The 19587-nt window shown below is 57.3% G+C and carries 19 protein-coding genes; 9 read left to right on the forward strand and 10 right to left on the reverse strand.

Annotation, left to right across the window (positions count from 1 at the left end; genetic code table 11):
• Positions 1-315: 315 nt before the first annotated feature.
• The 3 genes from MWU60_RS05195 to MWU60_RS05205 all read right to left on the reverse strand — a co-directional run bounded on the left by MWU60_RS05195 (position 316) and on the right by MWU60_RS05205 (position 3980).
• Positions 316-1833: an NAD(P)(+) transhydrogenase (Re/Si-specific) subunit beta gene (locus MWU60_RS05195; protein WP_247226056.1), complete on the reverse strand. Its 1518-nt coding sequence runs from the start codon at positions 1831-1833 to the stop codon at positions 316-318.
• Positions 1834-1845: 12 nt separating this feature from the next.
• The gene (locus MWU60_RS05200; protein WP_247226057.1) at positions 1846-3426 is read right to left on the reverse strand and encodes a Re/Si-specific NAD(P)(+) transhydrogenase subunit alpha; all 1581 of its coding nucleotides are present in this window, start codon (positions 3424-3426) and stop codon (positions 1846-1848) included.
• A 104-nt stretch (positions 3427-3530) separates the two neighbouring features.
• Positions 3531-3980, reverse strand: a complete 450-nt coding sequence (locus tag MWU60_RS05205; RefSeq protein ID WP_247226186.1) for an isoprenylcysteine carboxylmethyltransferase family protein — start codon at positions 3978-3980, stop codon at positions 3531-3533.
• A gap of 80 nt (positions 3981-4060) precedes the next feature.
• Here MWU60_RS05205 and MWU60_RS05210 point away from each other — a divergent pair, with 80 nt between their 5' ends.
• Genes MWU60_RS05210 through kynU form a run of 3 tightly spaced genes read left to right on the forward strand, consistent with a single transcriptional unit; the run spans position 4061 to position 6375 of the window.
• Entirely contained in the window at positions 4061-4819 is a 759-nt protein-coding gene (locus MWU60_RS05210; protein WP_247226058.1) for an SDR family oxidoreductase, read from the forward strand.
• Positions 4819-5172, forward strand: coding sequence for a DUF1304 domain-containing protein (locus tag MWU60_RS05215; protein WP_247226059.1), 354 nt, complete (start codon positions 4819-4821; stop codon positions 5170-5172). Before MWU60_RS05210 ends, MWU60_RS05215 begins: the two co-directional genes overlap by 1 nt.
• A gap of 9 nt (positions 5173-5181) precedes the next feature.
• Complete coding sequence (kynU, locus tag MWU60_RS05220; RefSeq protein ID WP_247226060.1) at positions 5182-6375, forward strand: kynureninase; 1194 nt, start codon at positions 5182-5184, stop codon at positions 6373-6375.
• Here kynU and MWU60_RS05225 read toward each other — a convergent pair.
• Complete coding sequence (locus tag MWU60_RS05225; RefSeq protein ID WP_247226061.1) at positions 6372-7229, reverse strand: YihY/virulence factor BrkB family protein; 858 nt, start codon at positions 7227-7229, stop codon at positions 6372-6374. The genes kynU and MWU60_RS05225 overlap by 4 nt on opposite strands.
• 198 nt (positions 7230-7427) lie before the next feature.
• Between MWU60_RS05225 and MWU60_RS05230 the strand changes: the two genes are divergently transcribed.
• Together MWU60_RS05230 and MWU60_RS05235 are read left to right on the forward strand one after the other, a co-directional pair.
• Positions 7428-8069 (forward strand): nucleoside/nucleotide kinase family protein, encoded by a 642-nt coding sequence (locus MWU60_RS05230; protein WP_247226062.1) that lies wholly within the window; start codon positions 7428-7430, stop codon positions 8067-8069.
• A gap of 9 nt (positions 8070-8078) precedes the next feature.
• Positions 8079-9710, forward strand: a complete 1632-nt coding sequence (locus tag MWU60_RS05235; protein WP_247226063.1) for an alpha-D-glucose phosphate-specific phosphoglucomutase — start codon at positions 8079-8081, stop codon at positions 9708-9710.
• Here the strand turns inward: MWU60_RS05235 and MWU60_RS05240 are convergent.
• The 4 genes from MWU60_RS05240 to MWU60_RS05255 form a co-directional block, all read right to left on the reverse strand.
• Positions 9707-11017 (reverse strand): TRAP transporter large permease, encoded by a 1311-nt coding sequence (locus tag MWU60_RS05240; protein WP_247226064.1) that lies wholly within the window; start codon positions 11015-11017, stop codon positions 9707-9709. The two genes, MWU60_RS05235 and MWU60_RS05240, sit on opposite strands and share 4 nt — an antisense overlap.
• Positions 11014-11517, reverse strand: coding sequence for a TRAP transporter small permease (locus MWU60_RS05245; protein ID WP_247226065.1), 504 nt, complete (start codon positions 11515-11517; stop codon positions 11014-11016). Before MWU60_RS05245 ends, MWU60_RS05240 begins: the two co-directional genes overlap by 4 nt.
• A 41-nt stretch (positions 11518-11558) precedes the next feature.
• Positions 11559-12590, reverse strand: coding sequence for a TRAP transporter substrate-binding protein (locus MWU60_RS05250; protein ID WP_247226066.1), 1032 nt, complete (start codon positions 12588-12590; stop codon positions 11559-11561).
• Positions 12591-12663: 73 nt separating this feature from the next.
• Positions 12664-13341, reverse strand: coding sequence for a fumarylacetoacetate hydrolase family protein (locus MWU60_RS05255; protein WP_247226067.1), 678 nt, complete (start codon positions 13339-13341; stop codon positions 12664-12666).
• Positions 13342-13458: 117 nt separating this feature from the next.
• On the opposite strand from MWU60_RS05255, the gene MWU60_RS05260 reads away from it, so the two are divergent.
• The 4 genes from MWU60_RS05260 to MWU60_RS05275 are packed head-to-tail and all read left to right on the forward strand — an operon-like array spanning position 13459 to position 17339.
• Entirely contained in the window at positions 13459-14088 is a 630-nt protein-coding gene (locus MWU60_RS05260; RefSeq protein ID WP_247226068.1) for a paraquat-inducible protein A, read from the forward strand.
• Entirely contained in the window at positions 14058-14690 is a 633-nt protein-coding gene (locus MWU60_RS05265; protein WP_247226069.1) for a paraquat-inducible protein A, read from the forward strand. Before MWU60_RS05260 ends, MWU60_RS05265 begins: the two co-directional genes overlap by 31 nt.
• Positions 14687-16780: an MlaD family protein gene (locus tag MWU60_RS05270; RefSeq protein WP_247226070.1), complete on the forward strand. Its 2094-nt coding sequence runs from the start codon at positions 14687-14689 to the stop codon at positions 16778-16780. The genes MWU60_RS05265 and MWU60_RS05270 overlap by 4 nt, the downstream gene beginning before the upstream one ends.
• 1 nt (position 16781) lies before the next feature.
• Positions 16782-17339 carry a PqiC family protein gene (locus MWU60_RS05275; RefSeq protein WP_247226071.1) on the forward strand — a complete coding sequence of 186 codons (558 nt, stop codon included), beginning with the start codon at positions 16782-16784 and terminating at the stop codon, positions 17337-17339.
• Here the strand turns inward: MWU60_RS05275 and MWU60_RS05280 are convergent.
• Together MWU60_RS05280 and MWU60_RS05285 are read right to left on the reverse strand one after the other, a co-directional pair.
• Complete coding sequence (locus MWU60_RS05280; RefSeq protein ID WP_247226072.1) at positions 17328-18473, reverse strand: Gfo/Idh/MocA family oxidoreductase; 1146 nt, start codon at positions 18471-18473, stop codon at positions 17328-17330. The two genes, MWU60_RS05275 and MWU60_RS05280, sit on opposite strands and share 12 nt — an antisense overlap.
• Before the next feature lie 3 nt (positions 18474-18476).
• On the reverse strand, positions 18477-19529 hold the full coding sequence (locus MWU60_RS05285; protein WP_247226073.1) for a sugar phosphate isomerase/epimerase family protein: 1053 nt from the start codon (positions 19527-19529) through the stop codon (positions 18477-18479).
• Between the last annotated feature and the right edge of the window lie 58 nt (positions 19530-19587).

Consider the following 19587-nt stretch of genomic DNA (forward strand, 5'->3'; position numbering starts at 1 on the left):
AGCGCCAACTGCCAACCCAAACAAAAGAATGATTAGAGCATATTTTTTCATTTTATTCCGGCTATTTGAATCTGCAAAAGCAATTGCAAACCTGACCTTACATTGACTCAACTGATCAGCGAGGGAAGTCGATGACTCGAAAGGTATGTTAGTCCACTTGATTATGTAAGTGTAGTGTTTCAGGCAGGACTGCTTTGGGCTCAAACTAGTCATTGGCCCACTATAGGGTGTTGAGACGCCGTAAAACAAGAAAGCCCCGCTGCTCGCAGCGGGGCTTTTGCCGTAAGGTGGATCATGATCCACCTTACCTGATCATCAGTCAATCTTCGGCAGCAGCGCATCCAGTGAAGCTTTCGCATCACCATAGAACATCCGCGTGTTGTCCTTGAAGAACAGCGGGTTCTCGATGCCCGAATACCCTGTCCCCTGCCCACGCTTGGACACAAACACCTGCTTGGCTTTCCAGCATTCCAACACCGGCATACCTGCAATTGGGCTGTTAGGGTCGTCCTGTGCCGCAGGGTTCACGATGTCGTTGGAGCCGATCACGATCGCGACGTCCGTATCTGGGAAATCATCATTGATTTCGTCCATTTCCATCACGATGTCATAAGGCACCTTCGCCTCGGCCAGCAGCACGTTCATATGCCCGGGCAGACGCCCCGCAACCGGGTGGATCGCAAAGCGCACGTTCTTGCCCTTGGCGCGCAGCTTGCGCACCAGTTCGGACACCGCCTGCTGCGCCTGTGCGACGGCCATACCGTAGCCTGGAATGATGATGACGCTGTCTGCTTCGTTCAAGGCCGTGGCCACGCCATCAGCGTCAATCGCGACCTGTTCGCCTTCGACCGCCATCTGTTCGCCCGCAGGGCCGCCAAAGCCGCCCAGAATGACAGACACAAATGACCGGTTCATCGCCTTACACATGATGTAGGACAGGATCGCACCGGAAGAGCCGACAAGCGCACCGACGACAATCAACAGGTCATTGCCAAGGCTGAAACCAATCGCCGCTGCGGCCCAGCCGGAATAGCTGTTCAGCATGGACACGACGACGGGCATATCCGCGCCGCCGATACCCATGATCAGGTGATAGCCGATGAAGAGGCCAGCGAGTGTCAGCAACACAAGCGCCCAGGATCCGCTGCCGCCCATATACATGATCAGCAAGATCACGGAGAGCGCCGCGGCACCGGCGTTCAGGAAGTGCCCGCCCGGCAGCTTGTTCGCGCCTGTGTCTACCTTGAACGGCAGCTTGGAAGAGTTACCCGCAAGCTTGGCATAGGCAATCACGGACCCGGTAAAGGTCACCGCACCGATCCAGATACCCAGCACAAGTTCGACCCGCAGAATGCTGATCTCGACACTGGATTTCTTGGCGATCAATTGCCCAAAGGCGCTGAGACCATCGTAAGCCTCTTTCGGCAACCCGATGGCGGTAATCCCATCTGGCCCAACGGCGCCCAGCACTTGGCCGTTCGCCTCATAAAGCGCGGCCATATTGTTGATCATGATATCGGCGTTAAAGCCGACAAAGACCGCCGCCAACCCGACCATAGAGTGCATGATCGCGACCAGCTCTGGCATCTGCGTCATCTCTACCTTGGTCGCCAGTTGATAACCAACCATGCCGCCCAGACCGATCAGGATGACCGACAGGATACCCAAGCCCGCACCGGGCCCAACAAGCGTGGCAAAGACCGCCAGCGCCATACCTGCGATCCCGTACCAGACGGCCCGCTTCGCGCTTTCCTGCCCGGACAGGCCACCCAATGACAGAATGAAAAGAATACCTGCGACCACATAGGCCGCGATTGTAAATGCGTTATCCATTGCCCTGCCCCTTTAAGACTTTTGGAACATGGCGAGCATGCGCCGTGTCACGAGGAAGCCACCGAAGATGTTCACGGCGGCCATAAAGATACCAAGTGCGGCCAATATCGTGATCAGCACACTGCTTGATCCGATCTGGATCAACGCGCCGAGGATAATGATCGACGAAATCGCGTTGGTCACAGCCATTAGCGGCGTATGCAGCGAATGTGCTACATTCCAGATCACCTGGAAGCCGATGAAGACTGACAGAACGAACACGATAAAGTGCTGCATAAAGCTGGCTGGCATGCCGGGGATCAAACCCAAGCCAAGGATCAACGCCGCACCTGCGCCCAAAAGGGTCACTTGCGTCTTGGTCTCTTTCTGGAAAGCGGCCACTTCTGCGGCACGCTTTTCATCGGCCGTCAGTTCCTTTGGCTTTTCCTTCTTAGGTGCAGCCGCAATCGCAGCCACCTTTGGTGGTGGCGGCGGGAAGGTAATCTCGCCTTTGTGCGTCGCTGTCGCCCCACGGATCACGTCGTCTTCCATGTTGTGGTTTGGCGTGCCGTCTTTTTCAGGCGTCAGATCCGTCATCATGTGACGGATGTTGGTCGCATAAAGTGTCGAGGACTGCGCGGCCATCCGGCTGGGGAAGTCGGTGTAACCTACGATCGTCACACCGTTATCGGTGACGATCTTTTCGTCCATGACGGTCAGTTTGCAGTTACCACCACGTTCAGCCGCCAGATCAATGATAACCGAACCGGGCTTCATGCTTTCAACCATGTCTTTGGTCCAAAGCTCTGGTGCGTCGCGGCCCGGGATCAGCGCCGTCGTGATCACAATATCAATATCAGGCGCGATTTCGCGGAACTTGGCAAGCTGTGCTGCCGCAAATTCAGGCGAGGACACGGCAGCATAGCCACCTGTCGCAGAACCGTCCTGCTGTTCTTCTTCGAAATCGAGGAAGACAAATTGAGCGCCCATGGATTCGACCTGCTCGGCCACTTCGGGGCGCACGTCGAAGGCGTAAGTGATGGCACCCAGCGATGTTGCCGTACCAATTGCTGCCAAACCAGCCACACCAGCGCCGACCACCAGAACTTTCGCGGGGGGTACCTTACCAGCGGCAGTCACCTGTCCGGTAAAGAAGCGGCCAAAGTTGTTACCGGCTTCGATGACGGCGCGGTAGCCGGCGATGTTCGCCATCGACGACAGCGCGTCCATTTTCTGCGCGCGGCTGATGCGTGGTACCATGTCCATCGCGATCACGGTCGCGCCTTTGGCGTTCGCGGCTTCCATCAGTTTTTCATTCTGCGCGGGATAGAAGAACGAGATCAGGGTCTGACCTTCGCGCAGTTTCTTGACTTCGGCATCCGACGGGGGGCGTACCTTGGCCACGATGTCTGCCGCTTTGTAAAGCGCAGCGGCAGTCTTTACGACCTCAACTCCGGCGTCCTTGTAAGCCTGATCAGAGAACCCAGCGGCAGCACCGGCCCCTGTTTCAATCACGCAATCATAGCCAAGCTTTTGCAGATCCTTGGCAGAGGCGGGTGTCATTGCGACCCGGTCTTCGCCTTCGAATATCTCTTTTGGTGTGCCGATCTTCACGGACCATCCCCCATATCTGTTCTTGCAGTCAGTTTGCATTATAGCGCGCAAGAATATTTCACAAGGGACTGGCGGCCATGACATTAAATGTCATGCGCTAACAGTCACACCCAGCGGCGCGTCTTTTGGCAATAGCGGGCAAATTCAGCACGGAATTTCACCCGGAGGCGGTTTTCTTCGGGAACAATAAAACGCTGTGTGATCGTGAAGATGAACAGCGGGACAAGTACCAATGCGATCGGTGCATCCCAGCGCAGGGCAAGCCCCGCAAGAACCAGCGTATCCCCAAGATAAATCGGGTTGCGCGAGCGTTTAAAGATACCCGAAGTGACCAGCCTGTCCGCCTCCATATGCGGAATGATCGTCGTGCGCTGTTTGCGCAATTCAGCGGCTGCCAGCAGGATCAGCACGATCCCACCACCAACGAGCAAACCGCCCAATAGCTCGGTCACTGGCCCACCAACGGCCCATGCCATCGGCTGAAGTGCTGCAATCCACCACGTCAACACCAGTGCCAGCAGCAACCAAACAGGCGGTATGTCGATCCATTTCATGCTCATGTTTCTGCAGCAACGCTTTGCCCTTGTCCATGCCCGCCGTGCGGTTAGCATATACCCAAACGAAAGGATTGATCATGGAACATGCAGGCAAACACGCGCTGGTCACAGGCGGGGGTTCGGGCATCGGCGCTGGGATCGCGATGGCGCTGGCCGAGGCCGGGGCTGAGGTCACGATCACCGGTCGTCGCGCTGACAAGCTTGAGGAAGTCGCCGCGACCTCTGACCGTCTGCATGCCTTGGTGATGGATGTGGATGATGAGAGTTCCGTGCGTGACGGGATTGCCGCCGCATCGCAGGCGCGTGGTCCGATCCAGATTTGTATTGCAAATGCCGGGATCGCCGAAGGTGGTCCGTTTGAGAAAACCACGCTGGCGCAGTGGCGAAAAACGATGGTGACAAACCTTGATGGTGTTTTCCTGACCTTTCAGGCGGCACTGGCGACGTTAGAAGACGCAACCCCTGCCCGTATGATCGTGGTCAGTTCAATTGCAGGTGTGCGTGGTTTGAAGAATGCGATCCCCTATACCGTGACCAAACATGGTGTCATTGGCCTGATCCGCGGCTTGTCAGAAGAGTTTATGCGCCGTCCGATTACTTTCAACGCGCTTTGCCCTGGTTATGTGGACACCGACATCGTGCGCAATCAAATCCCCGGCCTGATGAAACGGTTCGGCGTCGATGAACAAGGGGCGATTGACGCGATTTCCAAAGGGAACCGACATCACAAGCTGCTTGAGGTCGATGAAACCACCGCCGCTGCGATGTGGTTGTGTTCGGAGGGCGCGCGCAGTGTGAACGGCCAAACGATACAGATATCTGGAGGACAAGTCTGATGGTTGGTCCCGCTCTCGTCATTCTCGTCGCACTGATCCACGCGTATTTCTTGGTGCTGGAGATGTTTCGCTGGGAAGCACCACGCACCCGCAAAGTGTTTGGCACCACGCCAGAATTTGCTGCGGAAAGCAAAGTGATGGCCGCCAATCAAGGGCTCTATAATGGGTTTCTGGCGGCTGGTTTGCTTTACGGCCTTGTGCTGGGTGTCGCTGGCGGACAGATGGTTGTCTTCTTATTGCTTTGCGTCATTGTCGCTGGCGTTTACGCCGCTATGTGCGGGATAAAAGCGGCACTCTTTGCGCAGACTGTCCCTGCCACGCTGGCGCTGATCGCCCTACTTCTGAATATCTAAGGACCGCCCATGACCGACTTTGCCGCGACCAAAGCCATGTTCTATTTGCCGGATGGCATGATCTATCTCGACGGCAATTCGCTGGGTCCATTGCCCAAGGCAACGGTCGCACGGGTGGAGCGGGCGGTCACCGCTGAATGGGGCGAGAAGGTGATCACAGGCTGGAACCGCGCAGGTTGGATGGCGCAGCCGACCGAACTGGGCGACCGGATCGGGCGGTTGATCGGTGCCGAGCCGGGGCATGTGGTGCTGGGCGATACGCTATCTATCAAGGTCTATCAGGCGCTGGCAGCAGCGATTGATCTGGTGCCGGATCGCCGCGTGATCCTGACCGATAGCGGGAATTTTCCATCCGACATTTACATGGCCGAAGGGCTGATCAAGTCGCTAGGCCGCGGGCATGAATTACGTGTGGTCGACCCAGAAGATGTGGCGAACCACATCAACGATGATCTGGCCGTATTGATGCTGACGCAGGTCGATTACCGCACCGGGCGTCTGCATGACATGAAGGCGTTAACCGCGAAAGCCCATGCTGCAGACGCTGTAACCTGCTGGGATCTGGCGCATACGGCGGGCGCGATGGCCGTTGATCTACAGGGTTGCAACGCTGACTTCGCGGTCGGTTGTACCTATAAATACCTGAATGCCGGGCCGGGTGCGCCCGCGTTCATCTATGTGGCACCCAAACACATCAGTAGCTGTCAACCGGCCCTCTCAGGGTGGTTGGGCCATGAAGCCCCCTTTGCCTTCGACCTCGACTATCGCCCCGGAACGGGAATTGAGCGGATGCGCGTCGGCACGCCCTCTGTGTTGCAGATGGCGGCCCTCGATGCATCACTCGATATCTGGGATCAGGTGGATATGGACGCGTTGCGCAAAGCCTCAATCGCGCTGACCGAACGGTTTATCGCAGGGGTTGAGGCGCGTTGCCCGCAACTCACCCTCGCCAGCCCCCGCGATCCGCAGGCGCGCGGCAGCCAAGTGTCTTTTGCGTTTGAGGACGGATATGCCGCGATGCAGGCCTGTATCGCGCGCAATGTTATTGGTGATTTTCGTGCACCGAACATCATGCGTTTCGGGTTTTGTCCGCTCTTTATTGATGCAGGCGATGTGGACGCAGCCATTGATGTGATTGCCGATGTGATGGGCAACAGGCTTTGGGATGATCAGACGTACAAACAGGTCGCGCGGGTGACCTAGACAAACGTCGTATCTTGGGCTTCCGGGGGCCTGTCGTAGCCGTGAACTTCAACGTTCAAGGCCGCACCCAATAAGATCAGATATGCACTGACGTAAAGCCAAAGCAACAAGCCAATGACGGCGCCGATGGAACCGTAAACCTCATTATAACTGGCAAAGTTGGTCAAGTAGTAAGACAGCCCCGCCGAGGCCGCGACCCATAAAACCACGACTGCAAAAGCACCCACCGTGATCCAGCGCCCTCGGCTGCCGATACGGGCAGGACCAAAGCGATACAGCAGGCTCAGCCCCGTCATCAGAACGCCCAAAGCAACAAGCCAGCGGATTCCCTCCAACAGCCATGCGGTTGAATTCGCAACCGGGATGAAGGCCAGCCCAATCGGCACGATGACAACGACGGTCAACGCCACAATGGCCAAGCTGACCAAGGCTACCGTCAGCATCAGCGCCACCACCATCTGCCAAATCCCATTGCGCATCCGCTGACCGGCGATCGCATTGAGACCGCCAATGAGCGCCGCTACACCTGCCCGGCAAGACCACAAGGCCAGAGATATCGACACAAAAGTGGCCCAGCCCAGTGCGCCGGACGGGGCCGCAACCAGTCGAAACACCTGGCTTGCGATCAGATTGTAGGCATCGGGGGGGATGATATCCTCCATCAACGCCAGTTGTTCGGCAATAACGACTGGATCAGCGATCAGCCCAAAGATAGCGATCACGGCAGCGATACCGGGGAAAATCCCAAACATGCCGAAAAACGCGACACCAGCCGCGATCAGCCCCAGATGCTTTTCGCCTGCGGTGGTCCAAACAGCGACCAGAACGCGCCAAATCCGTAAAACCGTTGCCATCTGTCTTCGCTATCCGCCTTTTTTTCTTTCTGCGCCTCAACTTAGAACAAAACCAGTGCAATCGCCACTTTCGTCGGCAGGTCATACTTTAAACTTTCGGCATTTGACCGCCTTGCCCTCAGAAAAACATCGCGCTTGGGCAAAACACGCGTTAACGTTTCAAAAAACGGGACCAACCCGAAACCTGAGGCAAACGCAGTGAACACCCTAACAGAGCATACCAATACGCTGGCAGAGCGCGTGTTGAACCAAGACAGTGACCGTTATCTGGTGGCGATCACCGGCGCGCCAGGCTGCGGCAAATCAACATTGGCCGACGAGTTGGCCCGCCGTCTGAATGCCCAGGGCCGCAAGGCGATTGTGGTGCCGATGGACGGGTTCCACCTTGATAATGCCATTTTGGAAGCACGCAATCTGCGTCCACGCAAAGGTGCACCTGAAACCTTTGATGCACCCGGTTTCCTGCGCCTGATACGTGCCCTGAAAACCGGCGACGAGGTCTTTGCCCCTTCTTTCGACCGCACCCGTGACATCGCGATTGCCGGTTCCGTTGCAGTACCGGCAGAGGCTCGCGTTGTGATCGTCGAAGGCAACTACCTGATGTTTGATGAGGCCCCGTGGTCCGAACTGGCCGGGCTTTGGGATCTCTCTGTGCGCCTGAATGTGCCAATGCCTGAACTGCGCGCACGGCTGATCCACCGCTGGCTGAGCCTGAATTATTCGCGGGCTGTTGCCACCCGCCGCGCAGAGGGTAATGATATCCCCAATGCGCAGCGCGTGATTGACCGCGCCCTGCCTTGCGACTTTAATCTTAATGGGGAACCCACCCCTCAATCTTAGGGGCGTTTCATGACAGCGCGACGTATCGCAACCCAAGCCATTCCCGGACAACAAGCAGGCACGTCTGGATTGCGCCGGAAAACGCGCGACTTCATGGCACCGCATTTTCTGGAAAACTACGTGCAGGCCACGCTGAATGGCATTGGCGGCGCGGCAGGCAAGCGCCTTGTCGTTGGCGGCGACGGTCGGTATTTCAACCCCGAAGCGATACAGGTTATCCTGCGTATGGCTGCGGCCAATGGTGTGGCCGAGGTGATCGTTGGGCGTGATGGTCTGCTGTCGACCCCGGCAGCGTCGCACCTGATCCGGCTGAACAAGACCGATGGTGGTTTTATCCTGTCAGCCAGCCATAACCCCGGTGGTATAGATGCAGATTTCGGGATCAAGTTTAATATGGCCAACGGCGGCCCGGCGTCCCAGACACTTGCAGATGCGATTTATGACGAGACGCAAACCATCGCGGATTATGGCATGTTCGACGCACACGACATCGCGTTACACGAAACAGGCACCCGGCAATTGGGCGACATGACAATCACTGTCGTTGATCCTGTCGCGGACTATGCCGCATTGATGGCAGAGCTGTTTGACTTCAACGCCATCGCCAAGCTTTTCGCTGGCGGGTTTGGGATGTGTTTCGACGCCATGCATGCGGTCACGGGTCCTTATGCCCACAAGATTTTGGAAGACATGCTTGGCGCGCCAAAGGGTACTGTGATCAACGGTATCCCGCTGCCTGATTTTGGCAAAGGCCACCCGGACCCCAACCCGATTTGGGCGCATGAGTTGATGGGCATCATGACCGGACCCGATGCACCCGACTTTGGTGCCGCCAGCGACGGAGATGGTGATCGCAATATGATCGTGGGGCGCGGCGCTTATGTCACGCCATCCGACAGCCTTGCCCTGATCGCAGCCCATGCTCATCTTGCGCCGGGTTACGCACAAGGGTTGAGCGGCGTGGCGCGGTCAATGCCGACATCAACGGCAGTGGACCGGGTTGCTGCGGCAAAAGGCATGGCGTGCTTTGAGACGCCGACAGGCTGGAAGTTCTTTGGCACGCTCTTGGATGCAGGCAAAGCAAACCTTTGCGGTGAGGAAAGTGCAGGCACCGGGTCCGATCATGTGCGCGAAAAGGACGGTCTGTGGGCCGTTTTGATGTGGTTGAACATTATCGCAGTCAGTGGAAAATCTGTCAGCGCCCTGATGCAAGACCACTGGCAAAACTACGGGCGCAACTACTATTCGCGCCATGACTACGAGGCAATTGATATCAACGTCGCCAACAGGCTTGTCTCTGATCTGAAAGCCAAGCTGGACAGCCTGCCGGGCCAAAGCTTTGCTGGTTTGGACGTGACCGAGGCAAGCGACTTTTCCTACCGTGATCCGGTCGATCACAGCTTTGTCGAAGGCCAAGGCATCCAGATCAAGTTTGCCGGCGATGCACGTGTTGTCCTGCGACTGTCAGGCACCGGAACCGAAGGGGCAACGCTGCGGGTCTATCTTGAGCAGCTTGAAACGGATGCAGCGCGTTTAAACCAAACGCCCGAAGATGCGCTTGCCGCCGTAAAGCAAGCCGCCGATGAAATTGCAGAAATCACCGCGCGCACCGGACGTGACGCACCGGATGTGAAGACCTAGACAAAGACCAGCGTAATGGCCGGGAACATCAGCAGGATGAACACCCGCACCACGTCTGAGCCAACAAAGAACAGGACCGACCGATACGTCGCCGTCATCGGCGTGTCTTTGTCCATACTATTGATAATAAACAGATTCATCCCCACCGGCGGCGTGATCAATCCGACCTCAACCACGATCAGGACCATGATGCCGAACCAGATCGCCAGTTCCTCGGTCGTCATGCCGAAATCAAGACCAGAGATAACGGGCCAGAAGATTGGCACGGTCAGCAGGATCATTGACAGGCTGTCCATCAGACAGCCAAGGATCAGATAGAAGACAAGGATCAGCACCATCACCATCCAAGGGCTGAACCCTTGCAAGGCCACCCACGCAGAGAGTTCTTGAGGCACTTGGGTCAACGCGAGGAAACCGTTGTAGAACGCGGCACCCAGCACGATGAAAAAGATCATGCCCGTGCCTGTCGCGGTTTCCGTTATACTTTGGCGAAACACTGACCAATTAAGTGACCCTGAGAAAAGCGCGATCAGCCCGGTGCCCATCGCACCCACGGCAGCCCCTTCGGTGGGTGTGAACCAGCCATTGTAAATGCCACCGACGACCAAGCCGAAAACGATCAAGACGGGCCAGACGGCCCCCAATGCTTTGAAACGCGCTGCATAGGGAATGCGCGCACGCGTTCCCGCCTGATCGGGGTAGATCCGCACATAGATCGCGATTGTCAGCATATACCCCAGCGCGGCCAGAATGCCGGGAATGAAGGCAGCGGCGAAAAGCTTGGCGATGTTTTGTTCCGTCAGGATGGCGTAGATCACGAGGATCACCGAAGGGGGGATCAGGATGCCCAGTGTGCCGCCCGCCGCAAGTGTCGCCGTCGAAAACCCGCCGGAGTAGCCATATTTGCGCAGTTCAGGCAATGCCACTTTGCTCATTGTGGCCGCTGTCGCCAAAGACGAGCCGCAAATCGCCCCAAATCCGGCACAGGCCCCGACCGACGCCATCGCCATGCCGCCCTTGCGGTGGCCCAACCAAGCCTCTGCCGCTTTGAACAGCGACCGCGACATCCCCGAATAGGTCGCGAATTGGCCCATAAGCAGGAACATCGGGATGATGGACAGGTTATAGCTGGAAAAGGTCGAGAACACCTCGGATTTCAGCCGTGCCATGAATACTGTCGTCCCGTCGGTGGCCAGCCAAAGCCCCCCGATCCCGCAAAGCAGCATCGCAAGCCCGATCGGTGCGCGCAGGAAGATCAGCAACAAAAGAACAGGAAAGGACAGATAGCCCAGCGCGAGGTCGGTCATATCATGCGCTGACCCGTCAGGCGCATTGCAGCACAATAGATGCTGACAATACTGGCGGTCACGGCCGCCCCAAAGCTGGCGGCATAGGCCCACCAGATCGGGAACTGGATCAGATAGGTGGTTTCGCCATAGCGCATCTTGTCCTGCATGCCGACAAACAGCCGCCACGTGATCAGCACGATGATCACCGCCATCACCACGCTCCAGAATGTGCCCAGCGCACGGTTGACACCATGCCCCATGCCGCTGGTGAACACATCGACCTTGGCATGTGCTCCGCTGAGTTGGGTAAGTGGCAGAAAAGCAAAGATGGCAAAAGCGACGCCTGCCTCCACCAGTTCAAAGTCGCCAAGGATCGGACCGACACCCAGACCAATCAACCAATCCCCCAGACTGCGCAATGCACCGGAATGGGCCAAATCGCTTAGCTCACGACCGCTGACACTCACGCAGACCATCAGCACCAATAGGCACAGCACCAGCCCGCCGAGCAGCGCCATGACATTTGCCAGCCGTTGGATACTTGCGTGCAGCAAGGGACCTAATTGTCCTTATGATGCTTGGCAATCAACGCGGTAGCCTCTTCGAAAAGGCCGGTTCCGTCGATGCCTGCTGCGTCAGCTTCGGCAATCCAATTGTCGATCGTAGGTTGGCTGGCGGCACGCCACGCTGCAACTTGGGCCGCATCAAGGGTGATAATGGTGTTGCCCGCCTCTTCGGCCAAGGCCCGACCCGGTGCGTCGTATTCCTGCATTGTGCGCCCTGCAAAGGCCGAAAATTCGAAACCCGAGTTTGCATCAATGACTGCCTGCAAATCCGCTGGCAGGCCGTCATAAGCGTCTTGGTTCATCGCCATGATAAAGGCCGTCGTATAGAGTGCTTCGCCGGGAAATTCGGTATGGTTGCTGACGAGTTCTTGCACCTTTAACGCCGGGACCACCTCCCAAGGGATCACTGCACCATCAATCACGCCACGCGAGAGCGATTCAGGGACCGCAGGCACCGGCATGCCAACAGAGGTCGCGCCAAGTTCAGTGAACAGTGTCGTCGTCGTGCGGGTCGGCGCGCGCAGTTTCAGCCCGCGCAGGTCTGCGACATCGGTGACAGGACGGTTAGAGTGGATCACACCGGGGCCATGCACCCAAAGGCCCAGCGGTTTGAACGCGGCAAAATCCGTGTCCATCATCCGCGCTTCGGCCAGTTCCCAAAACGCCCGCGAGGTCGCTTCGGCGTCGGGCGACAAGAACGGCAATTCAAACACTTCCAGCTGCGGAAAACGGCCCGGTGTGTAGCCTGCCACGGTCCAGATGATGTCGGCAACACCGTCGATCGCCTGATCAATCAGCTGCGGCGGCGTGCCACCCAACTGCATGGAAGGAAAGCGATCCACCTTGATCCGACCATCGCTGTCGGCCTCGACCCGATCCGCCCAGACATCCAGAATATGCGCGGGCACATTCGCTTGCGCTGGCAGAAACTGATGCAGGCGCAGCGTCACTTCTTGGGCTGTGGCGGTTGTTGCAACACATGCGGCGGCGAAGGCCCCCAAAAGGATGCGGCGCGAAATGGTCATGATGATCCTCCATCACAGATGAAACACGTGCGATACTGTCGTTATCCAACAAGGATACGCAAGGCACATTCAATCAGATGATCGTGGTCTCAACTGCGGCGAAATCGCCGATTGTGCCGTGCAATACGTCACCTTTGACCACAGCGCCCACACCAGCGGGGGTGCCGGTCATAATCAAATCGCCGGGCTGCAGGGTGTAGAGCGTCGACAGATCGGCGATGATTTCCGGGATGGACCAGACCATATCAGAGAGTTTGGCCTGCTGGCGCGTCTTTCCGTTGACGTCCAGTTTGATCGTCAGATGATCAATATCCGCCGTGGGCCTCAGCGGCGCGATGATCGCGGCATTGTCAAAATCCTTGCCTGTATCCCAAGGGCGGCGCTTTTCTTTCGCCGCCGCTTGAAGATCGCGCCGGGTCATATCAAGACCGCAGCCATAACCAAAGACAACGTTCATGGCATCGGCTTCGCTAATGTCTTTTGCCGTGGCACCGATTGCCACCACCAACTCCATCTCATGATGCAAATCGGCTGTGCGCGGCGGATAAGGCATGTCTTGGCCTGATAGCAGAACGGCATGGGCGGACTTTGTAAAGTAGAACGGTGCTTCGCGGTCAACCTCATGCCCCATTTCGGCAGCGTGATCAGCGTAGTTGCGCCCCACACAAAAGATGCGTCCAACCGGAAAACCCGCTGTCCCCTCGACCGGGATCACTGGCGTGGGACGGGGCGGGAAAACGGTGTCAGTCATAGCTCTCTCCTGTGCGTTGCGTTGTAGCCGACGGGGGCATAGCCTATCTATGGAACACGCGATATCGTCGCGCTAAGATCGGGGCAAGCCCCTTCACAACTCAGGAGCTTTCACCGCGTGACAACTGACGCCCTCCCGCTTGATGATCTGGTTGCCTGTCCGCAGTGCGACACGCTGCACCGTGCCAGCGCGCTGCCTGATAATGCGCGGGCACATTGCCAGCAATGCGGGATCGTTCTGATGACATCGCAACCAGCGGCAATGGCACGTATCCTGAGCCTTGCGCTTACGGCATTCATCATGATGATTGCCGCCGTCAGCTTTCCGTTTCTGACGCTTGATGCAGGTGGTTTGCACAATGCCACTTCGGTGATCGATGCCGTGCTGGCCTTCAATGATGGCTATGCCTTCCCGTTGGCGGTTGCGGTGGCCTTCTTTATCGTCGTGATCCCGCTGATGCGTCTAAGCGCGCTTATCTATGCTCTTGGGCCGCTGGTGCGCGAGAAAAAGCCGCGTCAGGGTGCGCGCAAGGCCTTTGCGCTGGCTGAACGGTTGCGTCCGTGGAGCATGGCCGAGATATTTATCGTCGGAGTGACTGTTGCACTGATCAAAGTGGCCGGATTGGCCGCTGTCACCATCGGCCCTGCGTTCTGGGCCTTCGCCGGGGTGGTGGTGATCACCGTCCTCAAAGATCAACTGATTTGCAGGTATTCGATTTGGGAAGCGCTGGACAAAGCCACGGCCTGATCACGGCACGCGACGCGGGGCTTGTCGCCTGTCAGCAGTGTGGGCAAGTGCATCCGCTGCATGCGCGTATCTGTAAGCGGTGCGAAGGCCGTTTGCGTAGCCGCGATGAAGAAAGCCTGCAAAAGGTCTGGGCCTGGCTGATCGCAGGTATGATTGCCTACATCCCTGCCAATGTTTATCCCATGCTGTTGACCTCAACCCTCGTCGAACGGTCTGAAAGCACGATCATTGGTGGTGTTGTGGAGTTGGTCGAGTATGGATCATGGGGGATCGCGGCAATCGTCTTTATCGCCTCAGTCATGATCCCGGTGGGAAAGTTTATCGCGATTGTCTATCTCGCACTTAGCGTACAGCGGCGCTCGATCGCCAATCAGCATGAGCGGCACAAAGCCTATGAGGTTGTTGAATTCATTGGGCGTTGGTCGATGATCGACGTCTTTGTCGTTGCAATCCTGTCGGCACTGGTGCAACTCGATACCATCGCTACGATTAACCCCGGTATTGCGGCCTTGAGTTTTGCTTTATCGGTGATTTTCACGATGCTGGCGGCGCAGGCGTTTGATGCGCGGCTGATTTGGGATGCAAACAGGACCCGTCAATGAGTGACCCAACACCAACCGGCCCCGCGCCTTTTGATGTCAGGCCGGTGAAAAAACCGATTTGGCAACGGCTGTCGTTGGTGTGGTTTGTCCCTTTGGTAGCCTTGGCGATTTCGCTTTGGGCGGCATGGCAAAGCTACGCGGATCGCGGCACATTGATTACCATCAGCTTTGAAAACGCCTCTGGCATCACCGCAGGTGAGACGGTGATAAAATATCGTGACGTAACGATCGGTGAGGTTGAGGATGTCGAGTTTTCCGAAGGTCTGACCGATGTGCTTATCCATGCCCGCGTCGATAAGAAGGTGGCCCCGTTCCTCGATGACGATGCCCAGTTCTGGGTGATCCGCCCGGATGTATCGGTGCGCGGGATTACCGGGCTCGAAACTGTGTTGTCAGGTGTGTTTATCGAAGGCAATTGGGACACCGATGCCGATGTCGCCCAGACGCAGTTCACCGGTTTGGAGCAACCCAATCTGACACTTGCCAACCAGCGCGGAACGCGGGTCGTTTTGCGCGCTGACGATGGCGGCAGCATCGCCGCCGGGGCACCAATCCTGCACAAGGGCATCGAGGTGGGCTATCTGGAAAAGCCCGAATTGTCCTTCAACGGGCGGCAGGTCGTCGTGAACGCCTTTATTGAAAGCCCCTATGACCGGCGCATTACAAGCAGCACCCGCTTTTGGGATACATCTGGCTTTAGTGTATCCTTGGGCGCAGGCGGCGTGTCCCTTGACGTCAATTCGCTTGCGTCACTGATCGAGGGCGGCATCGCATTTGATACCGTTGTATCGGGTGGTGAGGTCATCCGCGACGGCCACCGCTTTGACATTTTCGACACCGAGCAGGCAGCCCGCGACAGCCTGTTCACGGATCCCAACGCAGAAGTGCTAGAGGTCGCCGTGCTGTTTGAGGAATCCGTCAGCGGCTTGGCTGTTGGATCAGAAGTGCGCTTTCAGGGTATTCGCATCGGCGAGGTCAGCAACCTGAATGCGATTGTCGTTGGTGATGGTGACAACGCACAGGTGCGCTTGCAGGCTGTCTTGGCGATTGAACCTTCCCGCATGGGCATGGGGTCCGATGCAACCGTGGAAGAAGCGTTGGAATTGCTGTCGGATTTCGTGACACGAGGACTGCGCGCACGCATGGTCACTGGGAACATCCTGGCGGGTACCCTGTTTGTCGAATTGACCACAATCGAAGACGCTTTGCCTGCGATCATGAACCGGACATCGGGCGATTTCCCGGTGATCCCCACAACGGACTCGCAGATTTCAGACGTTGCGGCCACCGCCGAAGGCTTGCTGGCCCGGATCAATGCGCTACCGGTTGAAGAGCTGATGGATGGCGCGATCAACCTGATGGACAGCTTTGAGCGGCTGGCGAATGACGAATACACACGGGCGACACCGGCGGCATTGGTCGCACTTCTGGACGAGTCGCGTGAATTGATTGCCTCTGACGATATTCAGGCGATCCCTCGTGATCTGCGCGATGTGATCGCTGATCTCAATGGTTTGGTCACCGAGGCAACGGAATTGGGTTTGATCTCGGATATTGATGCTGCAATCGCCACTGCGGCCGAAGTCGCCGAAAACATTGACCTCGCCACCCGGAACCTGCCGCAGATCAGCGCCAATATCGAAGCTTTCACCACACGGGCCAATGAATTGGAATTGGGGGCCTTGGTGACCTCAGCGACAGCATCACTCGATTCAATTGACGCCTTCCTTGGGACCGACGACGCCGTTGCCTTTCCTGCCGAAGCAAACGCCGCCCTTTCTACAATGCGCGCTTTACTGGATGAGGTGCGCGAAGGCGGGGCTGTTGAGAATGTGAACGCGGCACTGGCCTCGGCCAATCAGGCCGCACGCGCCGTCGAAGACGCCGTCAGCACCCTGCCCGCCTTGGCGGCTCGCGCAAATGAGTTGGTCGACCAAACCGAGGCTGTTGTGAACAGCTATGGCGAACGGTCACGCTTCAGCGCGGAAACGCTGGCAACACTACGGGATATCCAAGAAGCCTCGGACGCGATTTCTTCGCTGGCGCGCACCATTGAACGCAATCCTAATTCCCTGTTGATCGGACGGTAAAATGCTTTCTCGACTATTGGTCCTGGCCATTGCCACCCTTAGCGCGTGTTCGCCGCTTGAAACACGTTTGGCACTCAGCCCGATACCTTCATCATTGGAACTGCGTCCGCTCGTGGGTAGTGCGATGGTGAGAACTGTGTCTTTGCCAAACTATGCTGCCGCCGAAGAGATCCCATTAGGGACCGCCGATGGCCGGATCACGATCAATGAAGATGTGCTTTGGGCGGACGAACCCGAGCGTGCGGTTACACTGATCCTGACACGCACTGTCGGCGACATCCTCAACACCGATGTCGGCCCCGACCCATGGCCTTTTATCGGCCTTCCCGATGTGTCGGTCGATGTGCGGGTCGAACGGATGTTGGGCAACGTTGATGGGACTTTCGTGCTGACAGGTCAGTTCTTTGTTGCCAGCGAAGGCGCAGATTTCCGCGACAGCACGCATACGTTTGAAATCACCCAAACCATGGCGGACGCATCGCTGGGCAGCATTGCAGCGGCACAGTCTGCGGCCCTGCTGACACTCTCAGAACAGATTGCCAGAACGCTAGGGCGCTAGTTTCACCCAGGCCCCGTCGCGTTTTGACGACCGCACGCAGGCATCAACAAACTGCATACCCTTGAGGCCGTCCTCAATCGTTGGATAAAGCACATCCGCCGACACATCGCGGCCTTCGCGATGCGCGGTGATGGCATCTGCGGCCTCGCGGTAGATCGTGGCAAACCCTTCCAGATACCCCTCAGGATGGCCTGCGGGAATACGGGTGACACGCTCTGCGGCGTCACCTGTACCTGCCCCGCCGCGCGTCAAAAGCTGCTTGGGTTCGCCAAAAGGCGTAAACCAAAGCTGATTGGGGTTCTCCTGCATCCATTCCAGCCCACCCTTTTCGCCGTAAATACGCAGCCGCAGCCCGTTTTCATTCCCCGGCGCCACCTGGCTGCACCACAGCATTCCGCGCGCGCCGCCCGCAAAACGCATCATCACATGGGCGTTGTCGTCCAGTTGCCGACCGCTGACAAAAGCCTGCAAATCAGCTGAAAGTGTCTCCAACTCTAATCCCGTCACGAAGGCTGCCAGATTGAACGCATGGGTGCCGATATCCCCGGTTGAACCGCCAAGGCCCGAGCGCGCGGGATCGGTCCGCCATGCAGCTTGCTTGAATTCTTCATGTTGGGTCAGCCAGTCCTGCGCATACTCCACCTGCACCACGCGGACTTTGCCCAACGCACCATCGGCCACCATCTGCCGCGCCTGTCGCATCAGCGGGTAGCCGGTGTAATTATGTGTTAGCACAAAGAGCGCGTCGCTATCATGCGCGGCCTTCACCAGCTTTTTGGCGTCTGCCATCGTCGAAGTCAGCGGTTTATCACAAATCACATGAATACCGCGTTTGAGAAATTCACGCGCCGCTGCGTAGTGCACGTGGTTCGGGGTTACGATGGCAACCGCCTCGATCCCGTCTTTCAGGCGCGCCTCGCGGATCGCCATCGCCTTGAAATCATCATAGGTGCGTGCCGGATCAAGACCCAGCGCCGCGCCCGAAGCTTGCGCCTTCTCAGAGGTTGATGACAAAGCCCCTGCGACGAGATCGAACCGCCCATCAAGCCGCGCTGCAATTCGGTGCACACCACCGATAAACGCGTCGTTGCCTCCGCCCACCATGCCAAGGCGAATTGGTCTGTCATAGCTCATGTCTTAAATCCCCAGCATCTTGCGGTTGGTCGCGGCATCGACGTCGCCGCCTGCAAAATCATCAAAGGCACGTTCTGTCACGCGAATGATATGATCTTTGACGAACTGCGCACCTTCGCGCGCGCCGTCCTCGGGGTGTTTCAGGCAACATTCCCATTCCACCACGGCCCAGCCATCGAAGTCATTGGCCGCCATTTTGGAAAAGATCGCCGCAAAATCAACCTGTCCGTCACCCAGGCTGCGGAAACGCCCAGCGCGATCAACCCACGGCTGATAGCCCCCATAAACGCCCTGTCGGCCGGTTGGATTGAACTCAGCATCTTTGACATGGAACATCTTGATGCGATCCTTGTAGATGTCGATATGATCAATATAATCAAGGCATTGCAGCACATAGTGCGATGGATCGTAAAGCATATTGCAACGGGTATGCCCGCCCAAACGTTCCAAAAACATCTCAAACGTCACGCCATCATGCAGGTCTTCGCCGGGGTGGATTTCATAGCAGACATCAACGCCATGCGCATCCGCATGATCCAGAATGGGACGCCAGCGCGCGGCCAGTTCATCAAAGGCAGCTTCAACCAGACCCGCAGGACGCTGCGGCCAAGGGTAGATATAAGGCCACGCCAGCGCCCCAGAAAAGGTAGCCATGTCGCTGAGGCCCAAGTGTTTTGAAGCACTGATCGCCATTTTGACCTGATCGACCGCCCATGCTTGGCGTGCTTGCGGGTTGCCCTGCACCTCGGGTGCCGCGAAACCGTCAAATGCGGTATCATAAGCCGGGTTCACGGCAACCAGTTGCCCTTGCAAATGGGTTGAAAGCTCGGTCACTTCGACGCCATTTGCTGCCGCCTGACCTTTGAATTCATCACAATAGTCTTTCGACCCTGCAGCCTTTGCCAGATCAATGAACCGCGCATCCCAGCTGGGAACCTGCACACCCTTGTAGCCGCAATCCGCCGCCCATTTCGTGATCCCGTCCCATGTGTTGAACGGTGCTTCGTCGCCTGCAAATTGCGCCAGAAACAGCGCAGGGCCCTTAATCGTTTTCATGGCATATCCCTCCGATTTGCAGAAACTATAACGATTTAGAAACGGCACACCAGTCCCA

Source organism: Yoonia sp. F2084L (genome assembly GCF_023015625.1).
Classification (GTDB): domain Bacteria; phylum Pseudomonadota; class Alphaproteobacteria; order Rhodobacterales; family Rhodobacteraceae; genus Yoonia.

What these genes read in the sequence shown, in the direction of transcription:
- kynU (WP_247226060.1), top strand. Translation starts at nt 5,182, where the DNA reads ATGACCGACTTTGCCGCGACCAAAGCCATGTTCTATTTGCCGGATGGC.
- MWU60_RS05240 (WP_247226064.1), bottom strand. Translation starts at nt 11,017, where the DNA reads ATGACCGACCTCGCGCTGGGCTATCTGTCCTTTCCTGTTCTTTTGTTG.
- MWU60_RS05280 (WP_247226072.1), bottom strand. Translation starts at nt 18,473, where the DNA reads ATGAGCTATGACAGACCAATTCGCCTTGGCATGGTGGGCGGAGGCAAC.
- MWU60_RS05285 (WP_247226073.1), bottom strand. Translation starts at nt 19,529, where the DNA reads ATGAAAACGATTAAGGGCCCTGCGCTGTTTCTGGCGCAATTTGCAGGC.
- MWU60_RS05275 (WP_247226071.1), top strand. Translation starts at nt 16,782, where the DNA reads ATGCTTTCTCGACTATTGGTCCTGGCCATTGCCACCCTTAGCGCGTGT.
- MWU60_RS05215 (WP_247226059.1), top strand. Translation starts at nt 4,819, where the DNA reads ATGGTTGGTCCCGCTCTCGTCATTCTCGTCGCACTGATCCACGCGTAT.
- MWU60_RS05250 (WP_247226066.1), bottom strand. Translation starts at nt 12,590, where the DNA reads ATGACCATTTCGCGCCGCATCCTTTTGGGGGCCTTCGCCGCCGCATGT.
- MWU60_RS05205 (WP_247226186.1), bottom strand. Translation starts at nt 3,980, where the DNA reads ATGAAATGGATCGACATACCGCCTGTTTGGTTGCTGCTGGCACTGGTG.
- MWU60_RS05195 (WP_247226056.1), bottom strand. Translation starts at nt 1,833, where the DNA reads ATGGATAACGCATTTACAATCGCGGCCTATGTGGTCGCAGGTATTCTT.
- MWU60_RS05255 (WP_247226067.1), bottom strand. Translation starts at nt 13,341, where the DNA reads ATGACTGACACCGTTTTCCCGCCCCGTCCCACGCCAGTGATCCCGGTC.
- MWU60_RS05245 (WP_247226065.1), bottom strand. Translation starts at nt 11,517, where the DNA reads ATGGCGCTGCTCGGCGGGCTGGTGCTGTGCCTATTGGTGCTGATGGTC.
- MWU60_RS05210 (WP_247226058.1), top strand. Translation starts at nt 4,061, where the DNA reads ATGGAACATGCAGGCAAACACGCGCTGGTCACAGGCGGGGGTTCGGGC.
- MWU60_RS05235 (WP_247226063.1), top strand. Translation starts at nt 8,079, where the DNA reads ATGACAGCGCGACGTATCGCAACCCAAGCCATTCCCGGACAACAAGCA.
- MWU60_RS05225 (WP_247226061.1), bottom strand. Translation starts at nt 7,229, where the DNA reads ATGGCAACGGTTTTACGGATTTGGCGCGTTCTGGTCGCTGTTTGGACC.
- MWU60_RS05270 (WP_247226070.1), top strand. Translation starts at nt 14,687, where the DNA reads ATGAGTGACCCAACACCAACCGGCCCCGCGCCTTTTGATGTCAGGCCG.